The sequence below is a fragment of the Paraburkholderia sp. PGU19 genome (genome assembly GCF_013426915.1).
Classification (GTDB): Bacteria; Pseudomonadota; Gammaproteobacteria; order Burkholderiales; family Burkholderiaceae; genus Paraburkholderia.
In genome coordinates this window covers 2,216,954-2,233,886 of the sequence record NZ_AP023180.1, presented here as the reverse complement: position 1 = coordinate 2,233,886, position 16,933 = coordinate 2,216,954, and the positions used below count along the sequence as shown (strand labels likewise).

16 protein-coding genes and 1 pseudogene are annotated in these 16,933 nt (G+C 61.7%); 6 read left to right on the top strand and 11 right to left on the bottom strand.

Annotation, left to right across the window (positions count from 1 at the left end; translation table 11 throughout):
• Positions 1-290 precede the first annotated feature (290 nt).
• From H1204_RS27725 to H1204_RS27715, 3 genes are all read left to right on the top strand, one after another.
• On the top strand, positions 291-722 hold the full coding sequence (locus H1204_RS27725; protein ID WP_180731679.1) for a cupin domain-containing protein: 432 nt from the start codon (positions 291-293) through the stop codon (positions 720-722).
• Between the two features lie 444 nt (positions 723-1,166).
• Positions 1,167-1,490 (top strand): DUF3331 domain-containing protein, encoded by a 324-nt coding sequence (locus H1204_RS27720; protein WP_243468686.1) that lies wholly within the window; start codon positions 1,167-1,169, stop codon positions 1,488-1,490.
• A 515-nt stretch (positions 1,491-2,005) separates the two neighbouring features.
• The gene (locus H1204_RS27715; protein ID WP_180731677.1) at positions 2,006-2,677 is read left to right on the top strand and encodes an NAD(P)H-dependent oxidoreductase; all 672 of its coding nucleotides are present in this window, start codon (positions 2,006-2,008) and stop codon (positions 2,675-2,677) included.
• A gap of 77 nt (positions 2,678-2,754) precedes the next feature.
• Here H1204_RS27715 and H1204_RS27710 read toward each other — a convergent pair whose 3' ends face one another.
• From H1204_RS27710 to H1204_RS27700, 3 genes are all read right to left on the bottom strand, one after another.
• A complete protein-coding gene (locus H1204_RS27710; protein ID WP_180731676.1) occupies positions 2,755-3,315 on the bottom strand; it encodes an Rrf2 family transcriptional regulator in 561 nt (186 codons plus the stop codon).
• A gap of 105 nt (positions 3,316-3,420) precedes the next feature.
• Positions 3,421-4,347, bottom strand: a complete 927-nt coding sequence (locus H1204_RS27705) for a LysR family transcriptional regulator (protein ID WP_180731675.1) — start codon at positions 4,345-4,347, stop codon at positions 3,421-3,423.
• Between the two features lie 242 nt (positions 4,348-4,589).
• On the bottom strand, positions 4,590-6,059 hold the full coding sequence (locus H1204_RS27700; protein ID WP_180731674.1) for an NCS1 family nucleobase:cation symporter-1: 1,470 nt from the start codon (positions 6,057-6,059) through the stop codon (positions 4,590-4,592).
• Positions 6,060-6,537: 478 nt separating this feature from the next.
• On the opposite strand from H1204_RS27700, the gene H1204_RS27695 reads away from it, so the two are divergent.
• Complete coding sequence (locus H1204_RS27695; protein ID WP_180731673.1) at positions 6,538-7,011, top strand: Lrp/AsnC family transcriptional regulator; 474 nt, start codon at positions 6,538-6,540, stop codon at positions 7,009-7,011.
• Positions 7,012-7,023: 12 nt separating this feature from the next.
• Here H1204_RS27695 and H1204_RS27690 read toward each other — a convergent pair.
• The 5 genes and pseudogenes from H1204_RS27690 to H1204_RS27670 form a co-directional block, all read right to left on the bottom strand.
• Positions 7,024-7,494 (bottom strand): annotated as a pseudogene (locus H1204_RS27690) (GNAT family N-acetyltransferase); the annotation flags it as partial.
• Between the two features lie 173 nt (positions 7,495-7,667).
• On the bottom strand, positions 7,668-8,999 hold the full coding sequence (locus tag H1204_RS27685) for an MFS transporter (RefSeq protein WP_180731672.1): 1,332 nt from the start codon (positions 8,997-8,999) through the stop codon (positions 7,668-7,670).
• Between the two features lie 114 nt (positions 9,000-9,113).
• On the bottom strand, positions 9,114-9,362 hold the full coding sequence (locus H1204_RS27680; RefSeq protein ID WP_180731671.1) for a DUF2783 domain-containing protein: 249 nt from the start codon (positions 9,360-9,362) through the stop codon (positions 9,114-9,116).
• 42 nt (positions 9,363-9,404) lie between these two features.
• The gene (locus H1204_RS27675) at positions 9,405-11,126 is read right to left on the bottom strand and encodes an FAD-dependent oxidoreductase (protein ID WP_180731670.1); all 1,722 of its coding nucleotides are present in this window, start codon (positions 11,124-11,126) and stop codon (positions 9,405-9,407) included.
• 42 nt (positions 11,127-11,168) lie between these two features.
• On the bottom strand, positions 11,169-12,128 hold the full coding sequence (locus tag H1204_RS27670) for an MBL fold metallo-hydrolase (RefSeq protein WP_180722913.1): 960 nt from the start codon (positions 12,126-12,128) through the stop codon (positions 11,169-11,171).
• Between the two features lie 237 nt (positions 12,129-12,365).
• Between H1204_RS27670 and H1204_RS27665 the strand changes: the two genes are divergently transcribed.
• Positions 12,366-13,208: an IclR family transcriptional regulator gene (locus tag H1204_RS27665; RefSeq protein WP_180731669.1), complete on the top strand. Its 843-nt coding sequence runs from the start codon at positions 12,366-12,368 to the stop codon at positions 13,206-13,208.
• A gap of 2 nt (positions 13,209-13,210) precedes the next feature.
• Positions 13,211-14,035, top strand: coding sequence for an IclR family transcriptional regulator (locus H1204_RS27660; RefSeq protein ID WP_180731668.1), 825 nt, complete (start codon positions 13,211-13,213; stop codon positions 14,033-14,035).
• A gap of 15 nt (positions 14,036-14,050) precedes the next feature.
• Here H1204_RS27660 and H1204_RS27655 read toward each other — a convergent pair whose 3' ends face one another.
• From H1204_RS27655 to H1204_RS27645, 3 genes are all read right to left on the bottom strand, one after another.
• Positions 14,051-14,923 (bottom strand): MurR/RpiR family transcriptional regulator, encoded by an 873-nt coding sequence (locus H1204_RS27655; RefSeq protein WP_180731667.1) that lies wholly within the window; start codon positions 14,921-14,923, stop codon positions 14,051-14,053.
• Positions 14,924-14,985: 62 nt separating this feature from the next.
• Positions 14,986-16,059 carry a sn-glycerol-3-phosphate ABC transporter ATP-binding protein UgpC gene (ugpC, locus tag H1204_RS27650; RefSeq protein ID WP_180731666.1) on the bottom strand — a complete coding sequence of 358 codons (1,074 nt, stop codon included), beginning with the start codon at positions 16,057-16,059 and terminating at the stop codon, positions 14,986-14,988.
• Between the two features lie 49 nt (positions 16,060-16,108).
• Positions 16,109-16,882, bottom strand: a complete 774-nt coding sequence (locus H1204_RS27645) for an SDR family oxidoreductase (protein ID WP_180731665.1) — start codon at positions 16,880-16,882, stop codon at positions 16,109-16,111.
• Positions 16,883-16,933 lie beyond the last annotated feature (51 nt).

Here is a 16,933-nt window from a genome sequence, read left to right as displayed (position 1 = left end):
TCCGCTTGAGGCCGCGCGCTGCGCGGCAGTTTTGCCATGTTCGGGTCATTTTCCCGCCATCTTTGACATAACTGTCAATTTCGCGGATTCTAGACATCTATGACAAAGATGGCAAGAATCCATTTCGTGGGAATGGAGATCGCAAGCAGGTGAACCGACGTTTCGTTGCATGCTGTCAAAAAAGCGTTTACTCTTCTAACTACGACTTTGTTAGTCGCAGTTAAAAATGTCGACCTGGCCCGCCTGCTGCGCGGCGCCATCTCAAACCATTCATTATTTGGAGAGTTAAAGTGAATTTCGTTCAGACCGTTCTTGCCTCCACGGCGGCAGCCTGCATCGCATTGACGGCGCCTCACGCGGCGCACGCGCATGGCGTCGATGGGCCGCGCGAGCACATCAACCCGGCGTTCCAGACGCCGATCGCAAATGTGCCCGGCAAGACCATGACGGCTATCGTGGTCGACTACAAACCGGGCGGCGTGTCGCCGTCACATCGACATGGGCAGGCGTTCGTGGTTGGCTACGTGCTGCAGGGCGAGATCCGAAGCAAGGTCGACGATGGCGAAGCGCGCGTGTATCACGCAGGTGAAAGCTGGACGGAAGCACCGGGCGTGCACCACATGGTCAGCGAAAACGCAAGCAAGACCAGGCCAGCGAAGCTGCTTGCCATCTTTGTCGCTGACGACAACGATAAAGACCTCGTCACATGGGACAAGAAGTAATGGCAATACATCTTTAAGCCGACATGCTCACTATACATATAGTGATGCGGGCCTTGTCGGGCCTAAAGGAATTCAGACACCTGAAGCGGAAAGTATTTCATTGCACTTTCCGGTTAACAACGCTTAACTTGCTGTATGGCCGCCTGAACGTCCAATATAGAGTCACGGCGCGTTGATGTCGGGACTCGGTTTCGCGTATCGCTGCGCGCCATGCAGGCAAGTCACTGATCTGCCTTGCGAGCCACACCGTACAACACTGTTGACGTCAGCAGCAGCACCTCGGCCGCGAAGGAGCGTGCCGCCAGCCAAACTCTGTGACGGAGGTGAATGATGACTCGTCCGGTTGAAGAAGATATCGTTAGACGCGCATTGGTAGGCGTCCTGATGCCTACAACCATTGAATCTGCCAGGAAAGCACAATACGGTCCAAAAAAGAAATTCCGCATGACCAAGCGTCCCCCGCCTGAAGCGCTGGAGCCTGTCGAGGTCGAGCCACCGCCGGCGCATATTTCCATTCTTGAACAGCTGTCATCGAAGACACTCAGCGTGTGCTGGAGCGATCCACGCTCAGGTCATTACGCCGATCAGGTATGGCGAATCGGTCTCGCACGCATGGACTCGTTCTGCGTGCTGACGGGTATGCCGATCCGGCGTGGCGACCCGGTGTTTCGACCGAGGGCTTGCGAAAGCTATTTCCCCGCTAACCGCGACAGGATGATCCTGGCATCCGCCGTGCCGTCCGGTCCGAGCGGAATCTTGCTCGATTGATTTTGCATGCACGTTCTTGTGTGTGCGTCGAGAAATCTGAACAAACCTTAAACGCCACAGCTGGGCAGCTCCGGCGATTCCACATATTGGTGCTGCGCGTTGTTGATTGGCTCATGCGCTTCACGCGGCAACATTCGTTGCACGCGCAGCATCCAACCTTCAGTTCACGCATGGCTCATATGGCGTTGCGTGCCTTTGTCATACGCATGACTTTTGGAAGCGCTACACGAGAAGTTCCCACGCGCTCGTGCGATGGCGCGGCGGCACCGAGGTGAAACCTTCGTCGCAACCGCAGTCGTCCCGCGCAACACTGAATCCCGTTTTTCTCTCCTATCGGCTTGCCGCGATGCGCAACAACGGCGCATGCCTTACTGCGTAAGGCATGCGCCGTTTTCCCGCGAGCCTTCGAACCGCACTCGCGTCGACCGCGCTTGCGCCACCTCTGTTGCGCACCGCCAGCAAACTCTCTATCCTCACAACTACGATAACTTTGATCGCAGTTACTGGAGAGCAAGATGAAAATTTTCCATGTCGATTCGAGCGCCAAGCGCGAACGGTCCAATTCCCGCGCACTGTCGCGCCAGTTCCTTAAGAACCTGCGCGCCGAAGGTGTGGATGTCGAAGTCGACTATCTGGATGTCACGGTCGATACGCCGCCGCACGTCACCGAGGCCTTTGCCATCGCGACCTACAAGGAAGAACACGAGCGCACGGCCGAGATGCGCGCGACGCTGGCCGCCTCCGACGCGCTCTGCCAGCGACTGCTCGAAGCCGACGCCTTCGTGTTTGCGATGCCGATGTACAACTGGTCGATGCCTTCGGCATTCAAGGCTTTCATCGACAGCGCCACGCGTCCCGGCATTACCTACAAGAAGAGCGCTGACGGGAACATCGTGGGCCAGTTGAACCGCCAGAAGGTGTTGTTCATCACGACGCGCGGCGCAGATTTGCGTCCCGGCACGCCGTTTTCGTCGATGGATGCGCTGACCCCGGCGCTCAAAGCCGCATTTGCTTTCATCGGTGCCAACGATCCGCGCTTCGTTGACGCGCAGCCATTGCAGTTCTCCGATCAGGAAGCGCGCATCGAGGCGCTGAAGCGCGCGCACGCCGAACTGGCAGGCGTCGCAGCCGACTGGGCCGCATGGGAGCGCGCGCGCATCGGCAGCGAGTTGCAAGAGACAGCGTAATCGTCAGCACAAAGCCCCAAAATGAAAAGGCCGCAGCTTTCAAGGCTGCGGCCTTTGTCATGTCAACGGCGTGTCGCTCAGGAGCGCGCGCCGGGCGTTGAACCACTGCGCGAACCGCGCTCGCGCCGCCGGCCCGTCGTGCGGCCGTCCAGCCACTTCACGACTTGCGGCCCATAGGTGCGGGGCGCCTTCGCCGTCGTGCGGACCGCCAGCTCCTGCAGCGATTGCGACGCCAGCGCCTCGCGCATGCGCTTCTCGGCGTTCTGCATCACGGCATGAATCGAGCACACGCCGCTCGTCGCCCACGTTGGTGCCGTCTCGCCGAACACCGCGCAGCGCGTGCGCACTTCACGGCACTCGAACAAGGACTTGTCGCCATCGATCGCCGTCACCACGTCGAGCACCGAAATCTGGTTTGCCGGACGCGCGAGTGCAAAACCACCCTTCGCCCCTTCCGTAGCAATGACCAGCCCCGCTTTATGCAATTTCGTAAACAGCTTCGCTACATAGTCGGCGGGCACGCCTTGCAGTTCCGCCAGATCGCGCACACTCGCTTCGGGCACGCCACCGGGCGCCGCTTCCGTCAGAAAAAGCAGGCAGTGCAACCCATATTCGACGCCTGCGCTGATGTGAGACATGGTCACTCCGACAAATACAATCGGAGTTAGGCTACCTGCTTTTGGAAGCCGGTGCAACCCAGCGTCACGAACGGTCTATAAAGTCTGAACAATCGGAGCGCGTCGCTAAAGCGGACGCAGACTGTCGAGCGGATGCAGTTCGAGCGTATCGTCGACGGACAGCTCGCGCGCAATGAAGTCGATGAATGTACCGACGCGGCGGCTCGGCACCGCGCCCGCATAGACGGCGAACAGATCGGCCCGCTCGCCGATGAACGAGTCCAGCGCGGTTTCAAGCCTGCCCGACATCAGCTCGTGATAGATATCCCAGCGGTTCTTCAGGACCACACCGTAGCCATTCACGGCCCATTCGCGCAGCACGCCGCCGTCGCTCGCCACGCGATTGCCGGACACTCTCACCGCAATCTGCTTGCCGTCGACGACGAACGGCCAGTTCGAGAACGGCGCATCGGGCCGCGCGAGAATCAGGCAGTTGTGCGAAGACAGTTGCGCCGGATGCATCGGCTTGCCATGCGTCGCCCAATACGACGGCGCGGCGCACACGACACGTGGGCCCGTCAGCAACAGCCGCGCCTTGAGCCGCGAATCGATCAGCGGGCCGTTGCGCAGCGCGAGATCCAGATGTTGATCGACGAGATCGACGTGGCCATCCGTCAGCAGCAGCGACACCTGCACTTGCGGATGCTCGCTCATGAACTTGTCGAGCAATGGCACGACGCGCGTGCGGCCAAAATCGCTGCTGGCCGTCAGCCGGATCGGGCCGTTCAATGGGCCGTCTTCGCGCAGACTCAGAATCGCGGCATCCCAATCCGCGAGTACGCGGCGCGCGTCGTCGAGAAAGCGCTGACCTTCATGGGTAAAGGCGAGGCGGCGCGTCGTACGCATGATGAGGCGCGCGCCTACCTCCTCTTCCAGCTTCTGCAGCGCGAGCGTGACTGTCGATGTCGACACCGTGCTCTTTCGCGCGGCCGCGGAAAAGCTCCCGGCTTCGGCGATTTCGACAAACAGCCTTAACGCGTCAAGCCGGTCCATCTTCGTGTCCGTTCGAAAGTCGTAGCAATATGGAGTTATTTCGATTCAGTGGCCCTGTCGCCATATACGATCGGATATGCACGCACAAAACGGCCGTGGCGCGCCATCGCGCGTCACGAATCGACTCCTGAGTATCGAATACTTTGATCGGTCTCTAAAGACAAACTAGCGCCTAAATCGGTCCATAACGCTATTGAGTCGGCATTCGTGCTATAGCGCCAATCCGGCCGGTTTCAGATCCATCAGGTTCTGCGTGCAGCGCGCATCATCCCGACATAGAGCACCGCGCCCGCCACCGCGCCGATCAGCCAGCCAAAGTTGTTTTCAGGCAGGACGTGCAGCAGTTGCGTGCACAATTCCCAGCCAATGGAAATGCAGCCCGACAGCACGAGCGCCGCGACGCCAACCCTGTTCCAGCCGCCGTCGTAATAGAAGCGGCCCGTCGATGACATCGTGTACAACTCGGCCGTTTGCACCTGCTGTTTTTTGATCAGGTAGAAGTCGGCCATCATCACGCCATAGAGCGGGGCAAGCACGGCGCCGAACACGCTGACGAAAATCGTAATGGCCTTGGGACTGTCGACGAATATCCACGGGCAAACCAGTACCGCGAGAATGGAAGCGATCAGGCCGCCGCGCTTGAAATCGACATGTTTGGGAAAAAGATTCGCGATGTCGTAAGCGGGCGAGACGAAATTGGCGACGATATTGATGCCCATTGTCGCCACGATGAACGTGACGCTGCCAATCACCACGGCCACCTTGTTCTGGATATGCGCGACGATCGCCACCGGGTCCATGATCATCGAACCGAACACGGTCGCGCTACCCGAAGTGACGATCACCGTGATGATCGCGAACACGATGAAATTGACGGGCAGCCCCAAAAAATTGCCAACCTTCATTTGATGTTCGCTTTTCGCAAAGCGCGAGAAATCGCCGAAATTCAACAGCAGCGCGGCGAAATAGCTGACGACGAGCAGCACCGCATTGCGCATCCCCGCGAACTGCTCCGCGCCTGTTAGCGTTTTACCGCCAAGCGTCAGATTCAAACTGCCAAGACCGGCCTGCGAGAGTATCCACGCCATCAATACGAACATCACCACATACACGGCCGGCCCGCAAAAGTCGATGAACTTGCGGATCGTCTCCATGCCGCGTTGAAAGATCACCAACTGGAAGAACCACATGAACAGGAAGCTCACCCAACCCAAACCGTCCAGGCGCAGAAAGCTGACGCCCTGCAATGCCGTCGACGCAGGAACGAACAAGACCAGCAGTGTCGCGACCGCTTTCGAAGCGAAGTAAGTTTGCACCCCATACCAGACGATACCGACCACGCCGCGAATCAAGGCGGCGAGGTTCGCGCCCATCACGCCCATGCTCACGCGCGCCATGACAGGGAACGGAATGCCGTGCATATAGCTCGGCTTGCCCACCCAGTTCATCAGCATGTAGACGACGAGAATGCCGACCGTCAGCGCAATCAACACCTGCCAGCCGGAAATGCCGAGCAGAAAAAGGCTCGCCGCGAACGTATAGCCGCCGACGCTATGCACGTCGGACATCCACATCGCGAAGATGCTATAGCCCGTCCACGTGCGCCGGCCGTGCGGCACGGGGGCGAGATCGTGATTGTGCAAACGCGAATCGGCCTGTTCGCCGGCCTCGCCGAGACCATGCGGCGCATCGAAAAGCGGTGACGAAGACATGGCTCCCCCAGCTGGTTGAAGCATGGCCGTCTTCTGAAGACCGCCATGATCTGACGATGCGACGTGGCGCGCAGGCACGGTCTACTAGAAACCCGATGGGAATCGCGATTCGCGATGAAGGGTCTTGTTTCTGCAATATAGATTGTTTTAGTAATAAAAGCGTCTGTCGATGCTTTCAAAAAAGGCTTGGAGAACAACGGAGAAGAACAGCGCGGAGGGGTGAATGCTTCCGTGACCGATGAACGCGTCGCACGGCGTGGGTTTCGCCGCTGACCGCCCCTGCCGGTGTCATCTTGCGAATGACGCGGCGCCCGTTGGCGGAGGGTAGTCCGCCCGTCGTTGCGGGCAAGGAAGCATGTGGAAGAATATACCGGGCGACACCGTGGATAGGCTTCCTGTTTGGAGGTATTGATCGCCCAAACCCCGAAGATTATTCCTGTAGAATCAGCTGAAGCTGAACATTCTTCCAGATCCAATCATGCAAGCCCGCAACCGCCCGCTGGACAACCAGGACCGCGCGATCATGCGCGCGCTGCAGAAGAACGCGCGACTGTCGAATGCGGAACTCGCCGAGATCGTCGGCATGTCGACCACTGCGTGCTGGAACCGCACGCGTCAACTGGAAGCCGACGGTTATATCCGCGGCTACGTCGCACTGCTGGATCAGCAGAAGCTCGGCTTCGCGGATGTCGTGCTGATCGAAGTGACGCTCGACCGGCACGACGACGACGCCCTGGCCCGCTTCGGCGACGAACTCGCCACGCTGCCCGAAGTGCTCGAAGCGTATCTCGTGTCGGGCGAGTACGACTATCTGATCAAGGTTGCCGTCGATGGCACCGCCGGCTACGAGCGCTTCCTGCGCGAAAAGCTCTACAAGATCTCGGGCATTCGCCACAGCCGCTCGATGTTCGCGCTGCGCTGCATGAAGAACATTCCGTCGGTACAGGTCTAACCGCGCAACGCCTCAAGGCCCGAACTGCCCGAAGTACGGCTCGCGCTCGACGATCACGAGCGCCGCACGCTTGTGCGGAAAATCGAACTCCTTCAGCGTGTAGGCGCCCAGCCGGTGCATCCATGCGATGTGCCGCGTGTGATCGATGCGCGGCTCGCCGACTATCCGTTGCGTGCGTGGATCGTCGAGAAACATGTAATGCAGGATGCCGTTGAACCACGCGCGCAGCTTGCCCGCGCTCTGATAGTCGCTGTTGCCGACAAGCAGATGCAGGCCGCGATCGAAATCGCCGGCGTCATAGAACGGCGCGATGCGATCTTCCTTTGCCCAATAGACCTCGAAGTACGCGAACGGCTCGTCGTCGAAGCATCCGATCAGCGGATGCACATGCGGGTCCGCGCACTGCTCGGCCAGGTACGCCGTATGCTGCTCGCGCGTGCCCTTGAAGTCCCAGAAGTGCGCAACGCGATCCTGATTCTGCCAATGGTGAAAAGTGTCCGTGTCACGCTACGCATGCAGAAAAAGCAGATCGCGTCGTGACGGCAATGGAATCGGCCCGCGCGTTCGCGCTCGTCGACAGATAACGTCGCGAGCGCGAGCGCTGCGAGCGCGAGCGCTGCGAGCCGCATAAACGGTGACAAAGAGGAGCCGTGCTTTTACCCCGCGACCCGCTTCTCCGGCACCCCACGCAACAGCGCAATACCACTCATGAACAACAAAGCCGTCAGCAGATACAGCGCGTTATCCATGCTGCCCGTATGCGTCTTGATGAGACCAATCACCCACGGACTCACGATCCCGCTAGTAATCCCAATGCTGCTGATCAACGCAATCCCCGCCGCCGCAGCCTTGCCCGACAGATAACCGGACGGCACCGTCCAGAAGATTGGCAGCGCGGCAAAGATCAGCACGGCGGCTATCGAAAGAATCCCGAGCATCGCGGCAAAGCTGCTCAAATGCAGCGTCAACAGCGAAAGCGCGATACCGCCGCCGATCGTGCACGCCGCGAAATGCTTGCGCCGCTCGCCGTGACGATCCGAATGCCGCGCGATCAGAATCAGGCCAACCGCGCCGATCGCGTTCGGAATCACCGTGTACAGGCTGATCCACAGCACGTCGTGCACGCCGAAGTCGCGGATCATCAGCGGCATCCAGAAGTTGAGCGTCAACGATGCGCACGTCAACGAGAAGTAGATGAACGCGAACAGATAAACACGCGGGTTGCGCAATGCGTCGATGAACGCGCGCGACGAATGCGAGTTTGCGGGCCGATGCTCTGCGTCGCGTTGCTCGATCAGATGCGCCTTTTCCTGCTGCGTGAGCCACGATGCATGCTGCGGGCCGTCGACCAGCCAGAACGCCGCGAGCAGCCCCAGCACGACAGCGGGCGCGCCTTCGATGGCGAACATCCATTGCCAGCCGTACAGGCCCATCACACCCGCCATGTCGCGCATGATCCAGCCGGAGACGAGACCGCCGAGCACGCCCGCCACCGCGACGCCTGCGAAGAAGATCGACAGGATCACGGCACGCCGCCGCGCCGGATACCAGTACGTCAGATACAGCACGATGCCGGGAAAGAAGCCCGCTTCAAACACGCCGAGCATGAAGCGCAGCAGGTAGAAATGCGAAGCCTGCGACACGAACATCATGCACACCGATGCAATGCCCCACAGCAGCATGATCCGCGTGAACGTGCGACGCGCGCCGAAACGCGCGAGCAGCATGTTGCTCGGCACTTCGCACAGCACATAGCCGATATAGAAGACGGCCGCGCCGAGACCGTACATCGCATCGCTGAAGCCGAGGTCGTGCTTCATCTGCAACTGCGCGAAGCCGATGTTGATGCGATCGAGAAACGAAATGACGTAGCAAAGAAACAGAAACGGCACGATCCGCAACGTGACCTTGCGATACAGCGCGGTGTCGTCCTGAAACGCGACGGCGGGTTCGCCGGGCTCATAGGCATGCGTGATTGACTGACTCATCAAGATCTCCAGGCAATGCGGGTCCATCGGACCCATTGGGTCCGGCGTCTGTTGCGCCGTGTTGTCATGGGAGACGGCTCGCGCTTCGTTTAATGGGCGAGCCGCATCGAGCGATCAGGCGGCGACGCGCGGCGCGTCGGCCGGGTGTTGCGCAGCTGATGGATTCGGCTGGTCGACGCCTTCGCGCGCGTACCGGATCGCTTCCATCAACGTCGCGTAATCGCCGATATGATTCGCGAGCAGCAGAATCAGCTGCGCGTTTGCGGCCTGGCTTTGCGCTTCGTCGAAATCGCGGTGCATGTCGATCAGCGCTTCGTAGAAGTCGTCGGGCTGCGTCAGATTGAGTTGCGTGATGAGTGCCACGTTTGTCTCCAACTTTTATCGTAGTGATCTGCGCTGCTGCGTTCAGGCAACGCCTTCCACGCACAACGCCCGCTTGAGCGCCGCGTCGACTTGCGTTGCGTCGAACGTGCGCCAGCGCGCGCACACGTGCTGGTCCGGACGAATCAGATAGAACGTGCCGGGCGTCGCGTCATAACGCGACCATGCGAGACCTTCCGCGTCTTCGAGCACGATGGCATCGTCGAGGTCATGCACGGCATGGCGAATGCCATGCGATGCGACGACAACCAGCCTGAACGGAATCGAGCCTGTCTGCAGCGCCTTCAACGTGCGTTGCGTCGCCGCGTCGATGCCGTCCTTGCCGCAAAAGACGATGCCCGTGAACGCATTGCCAAGTTGCGCAAGCAGCCACGCGGGCGCGCCATTCGATATAACAGGCGCATCCACGCACGAAGCGCCCGGCACCATCTTGCCTTCGAAGCCGTCGTTATCGGCCGAGTTGAGCGTCGAATCGCGCAGCACGGCGGGCACCGAAAGCCGCCCGCTGTTCGCGAGCTGACGCGCAAACGGATGCTTGCGCGCAAGCTTCAACACGGCATCGCGGAACGTGCGGCTCACAGGCGACTTGGGCGTGATGAAATCCGTCGAGCGCGTGGAGTTGCGAATGTTCTCGTCGGCGGCGTATTCGCGTTCGCTCGCATAGGTGTCGAGCAATGCATCGGGTGCGCGGCCGTCCAGCACCATCGCGAGTTTCCACGCGGCGTTCTCCGCATCCTGAAAGCCGCTATTCGCGCCACGCGCGCCGAACGGCGAAACCAGATGCGCCGCATCACCGACGAACAGCACGTTGCCATGCCGGAAGCGCTCCATGCGCAGACACGAGAACGTATAGACGCTAACCCATTCCAGCTCGAATTTGACGTCCGGCCCGAGCAGCGCGCGCACGCGCGGCAGCACGCGTTCGGGCGTTTTCTCGAGCGCAGGGTCCGCGTCCCAGCCGAGTTGAAAGTCGATACGCCACACGTTATCCGGCTGTCGATGCAGCAGCACCGATTGATTCGGATGAAACGGTGGATCGAACCAGAACCAGCGCTCGCTAGGAAACTCAGCCTCCATCTTCACGTCGGCGATCAGGAAACGGTCCTTGAAAACGCGGCCTTTGCTGTCGAGGCCCATCATGTTGCGGATCGGGCTGCGCGAGCCGTCGGCGGCGACCACATAGCGGCCGCACAACGCGTACTCGCCTTCGGGCGTTTCGACGGTCAGCGTGACGGATGCATCGGCGGAACCCGGCTCGCCGTGCTGCTGCAAGCCGACCACCTTGCTCTTCCAGCGGATGTCGATATTCGGCAGCGACTGCGCGCGTTCGAGCAGAAAGCCTTCGACGTAGTACTGCTGCAGATTGATGAACGCGGGCCGATGATGCCCCGCCTCCGGCAGCAGATTGAACGTGTACACCATCTCTTCCTGCAGGAAGACCTTGCCGACGTTCCAGCTGATGCCCTTCTCGACCATCCGGTCGCCGCAGCCGAGGCGATCGAAGATATCGAGCGAGCGCTTCGAGAAACAGATTGCGCGCGAACCGGTAGCGAGCGAACAATCGTCGTCGACGAGTACGACGGGGATGCCTTGCTGCGCGAGATCGATCGCCGTTGCGAGGCCGACAGGCCCCGCGCCGACCACGATCACAGGATGCCGCGCCGCGTCTGGCGTCGCTGCAACGGCATCCTGCTCGGCGCAGCGCCGGTATTCGAACGACAAGGTCTGGTAGTTGATGCTGCTCATTCTGCTGTCTCCATCCATCTGCGCTGTGCTATTGCTGCCTCATCACGCCTGCAGCGCGTCCCACATGTCCTTGTCGCGCTGCGCGGTCCAGATGCGCGGATGCGTGATGCCGCTCGCTTCGTCATAAGCGCGCGACACGTCGAACGGTAGGCAATGCTCGTAGATGAAGACATGGCCGAACTTCGGGTCCATCGCCTTGCGCGTGTGCGCCATCGCGGCCTTCAGATCGAGCTTGTCGGCGACGGCTTCGCGGCCGCTTTGCAGCAGCGTCGTGACGAAGTCCTTCGTGTAGTCGAGACCCTTGTTCACGTCTTCGGGCGTGGTCAGCGCGGGGCCGCGGCCCGGCACGAGCATGTTCGCGTTGAGCGCGCGCAGCGCTTCGAGCGTGGCGGGCCACTGTTCGAGTTGCGCGTCGCCGCAATAGCAGGCGGCGTCGTATTCGACCAGGTCACCCGAGAACAGCACCTTTTGCGACGGCAGCCACACGACGGTATCGCCCTTCGTGTGACCCGCGCCGAGATGCGCGATGCGCACTTCGAGCTTGCCGAGGAACAGCGTGATTTCCTTTTCGAACACGAGCGTCGGCCACGTGAGGCCCGGCACTGTTTCGACGCCTGCAAAGAGACGCGGAAAGCGCTCGATCTCCGACTTCATGTCGGCCTCGCCGCGCTCGACGATCATTTCGTACGTGCCACGGCTCGCGATGATCTGTTGCGCGCCCTCTTCGAAATACGCCGATGCGCCGAGCACGCGCACCGCGTGGTAGTGCGACAGCACAACGTATTTGATCGGCTTGTCGGTCACGCTGCGGATCTTCGCGATCAGATCCTGCGCCATTGCCGGCGTCGCGGTGGTGTCGACGATCAGCACGCCGTCGTCGCCGATCACGACGCCCGAGTTCGGGTCGCCTTCCGCCGTGTACGCATACGCGTTCTCGGACAGCTGCGTCCACGTGATCTTCTTTTCTTCGAGGTCGGCTTGCGATGCGAATGCCTTGGCCATGCTCGTCTCCGTTGATTGAGGGGCGACGGGCGAGACGCGGCGCACGCTGGCGCAGCGGTAAGGAGGTGTCTCGTCCAGTCTGATTGGAATGATGTCCGGCGATTCTTAGCCCGGAGTGATTTCATCTTAGACTCTGCCGATTATTTGTCAATAGCGAAACGTATCGCTATACGCTAATTTCTCGTATACCCTGGGCGTTTCCGGATCGAACGGGGCGAAGGTTGGCGTTCGTTTAACATGGACCTTTTTTCGATAAAGACAGGCGACGTGAGCGGCATGGCGAAGACGGCAAAAGACGACGAGACGACAGGCTCGGGCAAGCAGCAGCGCGGCATCCAGAGCGTCGAAGTCGGCGGACGGCTGCTGCATGCGCTCGCGAGAGCACGCACGCCGCTGGCGCTGTCCGATCTCGCGACGAGCGCCGACATCGCGCCCGGCCAGGCGCATGCGTATCTGGTGAGCCTCACGCGGCTTGGTCTCATCAAGCGCGATGAACTCTCGGGACGTTACGAGCCAGGGCCACTGTCCTTGAGGCTTGGTCTGATGCAGCTCGCGAACCAGCCGGCGTTTCGCGCCGCCGTGCCGCGCGTCGCGGCGCTCGCCGAGGAAATCGGCTTCAGCGTCGCGATCTGCACGGTGGGACCGCAAGGCCCGACCATCGTCCGGTACGAGCATGCGGGGTTTCCGCTGCATGTGAACCTGCACGTGGGCACCGTGATGTCGTTGCCTGCGACGTCGACGGGACGCGTGTTCTGCGCTTACCTCGCGCCCGAAACATTGCAGACGATGTGGGCGAACCAGTCGGGCGGCACCAGCGATATCGTTGCGCCTTCAGAGCGCAAGGCATTCGACGCGGCGCTCAAAGCGATCCGCGAGCGCGGCATCGAACGGGGTATCGATGCGCCGAGCCCCGGCATCAGCAGTCTTGCTGCGCCCGTGCTCGATGCCAACGGGCAGTTGTGTCTCGCGTTGACGGTGATCGGGCCGAGCGGCGCGATCGATGTGAACTGGGACGGACCGATCGCGCGCGCGCTTCGACAGGCGGCGCGCGAAATCGGCGCTGATATCGCGGCGGATTGAACATGAAAGAAGCACTCGATAACACATCGTCCGCGAACGCCGACGCGAAACAGCAGCGCGGCATTCAATCGCTCGACAGCACGGGCGAACTGCTAACGGCTTTGGTCGCGGCGGGCAAGCCATTGTCGCTGCGCGATCTCGCGGCGGCTGCGGATATGCCGCCCGCGAAGGCGTTTCCTCATCTGGTGAGCTTGCAGAAGATCGGCTTGCTGAGCCGCGATGCGTCCGGCTGTTTCGAAGCGGGACCGCTTGCGCTCGAACTCGGGCTGATCGGCTTGCAACGTCTTTCGCCGACGCGCGAAGCCGAACCGGAGATCGTCGATCTCGCAGTGACGACGGGCATGAGCGTCGCGATGGCTGTACTCGGTCCGCTCGGGCCGACTGTCGTGCGGCTCGAAGAATCGGCGCGGCCGCTGCATGTGAGCTTGCGCGTGGGCACGGTGATGTCGCTGGTGAATACGGCGATTGGCCGCGTGTTCGCCGCGCATGTCGCCGACGATGTGCGGCATGGTCTGCTCGCGCAAGATCATCTGAGGCTGGCGGGCGCGTCGACGTCGGATACACACGATACAAAGCTCGTGCAGCCGTATGCGGAACGTCTCGCGCAAATTCGCGAGCAAGGCATCGACACCGCGCTCAACAAGCCGATCCCCGGCATCAACACGCTGGCCGCGCCCGTGTTCGATCACACAGGCAGCATCGTGCTGGTGATCGCGTTGATGGGCACAGCGGGGAGTTTCGATAGCGATACGCAGGGTGGCGCCGCAAAAACCTTGCTGGTGGCGACGCAAAGGTTGTCGCGAAGGTTTGGTTACGTGACGGGCTGAGCGCGGCGCGAAGATTTACTTCGCGCCGTCTTCCGCGGCAGCATCCGTTTCCTGCGACAACCGCGCCTTCGCGTGCCGCATCTTCTCCAGCGTATGCGGCTCCAGCCGCAACGCGACGCCGATCGCGAGCGCATCCATCACGCACAGATGCACGAGCCGCGACACGCCCGGCGTGTTCGGATCGACAGGAGTCGGCACGCGCAGCAACAACGGAATATCGACAAGCCACGCGAGCCTGGAGCCGACATTCGTCAGCGCGATCGTCGTCGCGCCGCGCTCCTTCGCGATCTGCATGCTCTCGTTCACTTCGACACTGCGCCCCGAATGCGAGATCGCGAACGCGACATCGCCGGGTTCGAGCAAGCCCGCGTAAAGACGCTGCAAATGCGCGTCCGTGAAAGCGCTCGCGGCGATATCGAGCCGCAGGAAACGCAGTGCCGCGTCCTGCGCGACGAGTCCCGAGCCTGAGCCGACGCCGAAGAAATACACGCGGCGCGCGCTAGCGAGCGCAGCCAGCGCCGCATTCACCGCAACCGGGTCGATCGCGCTGCGCGCCTGCGTGATGCCCTCGACGGCCGCTTCGCCGACCTTGTCGATCAGCGTCTGCGTATCGTCGCCGCGCGCCACGGCCGTCGACGCATACGGCATCCCGCCCGCGACGCTCTGCGCGAGCTGCATCTTGAAGTCGCGCAACCCGTGTGCGCCCACCGCGCGACAAAAGCGCGTCACGGAAGGCTCCGACACGTCCGCGCGCTGCGCGAGTTCGGTGATGCTCGCGCGCATCGCGAAGTCGACATCGGACAGCACCATGTCGGCGACCTTGCGCTCGGCGGGCCGCAGCGAATCAAGCGCGCTGCGAATGTGAGGAATCAGGTTCGGTGCGGACACCCGTGCGTTCCTTTGGATGGAAGATGAATCAGCGGCATGTCATTGGTGCCCGTCTGATGCTGTCAGCCCAGTCTGTTGCCGCTCTCCGTGTCGAACAGATGCGTGTGCTGCTCGGGAAAGCGCACCGTCACGCGCTGGCCCGGCTCGATCGACGCGCGCTGGCGCATCGTCACGCACCACGCCGCGCCGCCGATCTTGCCGTACAGATGCGTTTCCGCGCCCGTGGGCTCGACTACTTCGACATCCATCGGAATGCCTTCATTCGACGCTTCGATATGTTCGGGCCGCACGCCGAGCGTGACCTTCGCGCCCGGTTTCGCCGCCGCCTGACTCGTGCCCGCAAGCGGAATCAACGCGCCGTCCGCGAGTTTCAATGCGACGCCGTTCGGCGCGCTCACCACTTCGCCCGCAGCGAAATTCATCGAAGGCGAACCGAGAAAGCTCGCGACGAACAGATTCGCCGGCCGGTCGTAAAGCTCCAGCGGACGCCCGATCTGCTCGATGCGCCCCGCGTTCATCACGACGATGCGGTCGGCCATCGTCATCGCTTCGATCTGGTCGTGCGTCACGTAGATCACGGTGTTCTTCAGCCGCTGATGCAGCGCCTTGATCTCCGTGCGCATCTGCACGCGCAGCTTCGCATCGAGATTGGACAGCGGCTCGTCGAAAAGAAACAGCGACGGCTCGCGCACCACCGCGCGGCCCATCGCGACACGCTGACGCTGCCCGCCCGACAGCGCGCGCGGCAAGCGGTCAAGATAGCCGCTGAGGTTCAGCATCTTCGCAGCGGCTTCGATGCGCGGCTTGAAACTCGTCGACGCTTCCTTGCGGATACGCGGACCGAACGCGATGTTGTCGTACACGGACAGATGCGGATACAGCGCGTAGCTCTGGAACACCATCGAGATATTGCGCTGCTGCGGCGCCAGGCCGTTCGCGCGCGTGCCGCCGATCATCAGATCGCCGCCGCTGATTTCCTCCAGGCCCGCGACCATTCGCATCAACGTGCTCTTGCCGCAACCGGACGGGCCGACCAGCACGACGAATTCGCCGTCGTCGATATGCAGGTCGATACCGTGCACGACCTGCGTGTCGCCGTAACGCTTGTAGATGCCGCTCAGTTGCACTGCTGCCATGCTGTCCTCATCGTCGGTTGCGGTTGTGTCGCGTGCTTGCTCTCGGCGTTTAGAGCGATTCGAGCGTCAGTTCTTCGGCCATCAGCCGGTTGCCCGCCATCAGGCCGCCATCGACGGGCAACACCACGCCCGTAATCACGCGTGCCATCGGCGACGCGAGAAACAGCACGGCGTCGGCGATATCGTCGGGCGTCGCGAAGTCGCGCAGCGGATACCACTTCTTCAGATCCTCGAAAACCTGCGGGTTCTTGTCGACGCGCGCCTGCCACGCCTGCGTCTTCACCGTGCCCGGACACACGATGTTCGCGCGTATGCCGTAGCGTCCCAGCTCGATCGCCAGCGACTTCGTGTAGCTGATCAGCCCCGCTTTCGCCGCGCTGTACGCGGGATGGCCGAGCGCCGCCAGGCCGTTCACGGAGCCGATCAGCACGATCGCCCCATGCTGCCGCTCGATCATCGACGCGCGCACCGCTTCGACCGTGTGATACGTGCCGTTCAGATTCAGATCGACGTCGCGCCGCCAGCTCGCGGCATCCGTCGTCGCGAGCGTCAACCCTTGCGCCGCGCCGGCGTTCGCGACGAGCACGTCGACGGGACCGCGTTTTTCGACGGCCTGCGCGACGCGTTCGCGCACGGCCTCGGCGTCGCAGAGATCGACGGCGATGGGCGTCACGCGGTCGGTGCCCAGTTCCGCAGCCAGCTGATCCAGCGCGGCCGCGTCGACATCGAGCGCGAGCACCGTCGCGCCATCCTCCACGAAACGCCGGCACAACACGCTGCCGATCCCGCCGCACGCTCCCGTCACCAGCACGACACGCTTCATGTCCTGTCCTCTCCGCGATTTTCGCAGCTACGGGCGGCCTTCCATTCAGTC

What these genes read in the sequence shown, in the direction of transcription:
- H1204_RS27645 (WP_180731665.1), bottom strand. Translation starts at nt 16,882, where the DNA reads ATGAAGCGTGTCGTGCTGGTGACGGGAGCGTGCGGCGGGATCGGCAGC.
- H1204_RS27670 (WP_180722913.1), bottom strand. Translation starts at nt 12,128, where the DNA reads ATGGCCAAGGCATTCGCATCGCAAGCCGACCTCGAAGAAAAGAAGATC.
- H1204_RS27720 (WP_243468686.1), top strand. Translation starts at nt 1,167, where the DNA reads ATGACCAAGCGTCCCCCGCCTGAAGCGCTGGAGCCTGTCGAGGTCGAG.
- H1204_RS27665 (WP_180731669.1), top strand. Translation starts at nt 12,366, where the DNA reads ATGGACCTTTTTTCGATAAAGACAGGCGACGTGAGCGGCATGGCGAAG.
- H1204_RS27660 (WP_180731668.1), top strand. Translation starts at nt 13,211, where the DNA reads ATGAAAGAAGCACTCGATAACACATCGTCCGCGAACGCCGACGCGAAA.
- H1204_RS27700 (WP_180731674.1), bottom strand. Translation starts at nt 6,059, where the DNA reads ATGTCTTCGTCACCGCTTTTCGATGCGCCGCATGGTCTCGGCGAGGCC.
- ugpC (WP_180731666.1), bottom strand. Translation starts at nt 16,059, where the DNA reads ATGGCAGCAGTGCAACTGAGCGGCATCTACAAGCGTTACGGCGACACG.
- H1204_RS27715 (WP_180731677.1), top strand. Translation starts at nt 2,006, where the DNA reads ATGAAAATTTTCCATGTCGATTCGAGCGCCAAGCGCGAACGGTCCAAT.
- H1204_RS27695 (WP_180731673.1), top strand. Translation starts at nt 6,538, where the DNA reads ATGCAAGCCCGCAACCGCCCGCTGGACAACCAGGACCGCGCGATCATG.
- H1204_RS27685 (WP_180731672.1), bottom strand. Translation starts at nt 8,999, where the DNA reads ATGAGTCAGTCAATCACGCATGCCTATGAGCCCGGCGAACCCGCCGTC.
- H1204_RS27710 (WP_180731676.1), bottom strand. Translation starts at nt 3,315, where the DNA reads ATGTCTCACATCAGCGCAGGCGTCGAATATGGGTTGCACTGCCTGCTT.
- H1204_RS27675 (WP_180731670.1), bottom strand. Translation starts at nt 11,126, where the DNA reads ATGAGCAGCATCAACTACCAGACCTTGTCGTTCGAATACCGGCGCTGC.
- H1204_RS27705 (WP_180731675.1), bottom strand. Translation starts at nt 4,347, where the DNA reads ATGGACCGGCTTGACGCGTTAAGGCTGTTTGTCGAAATCGCCGAAGCC.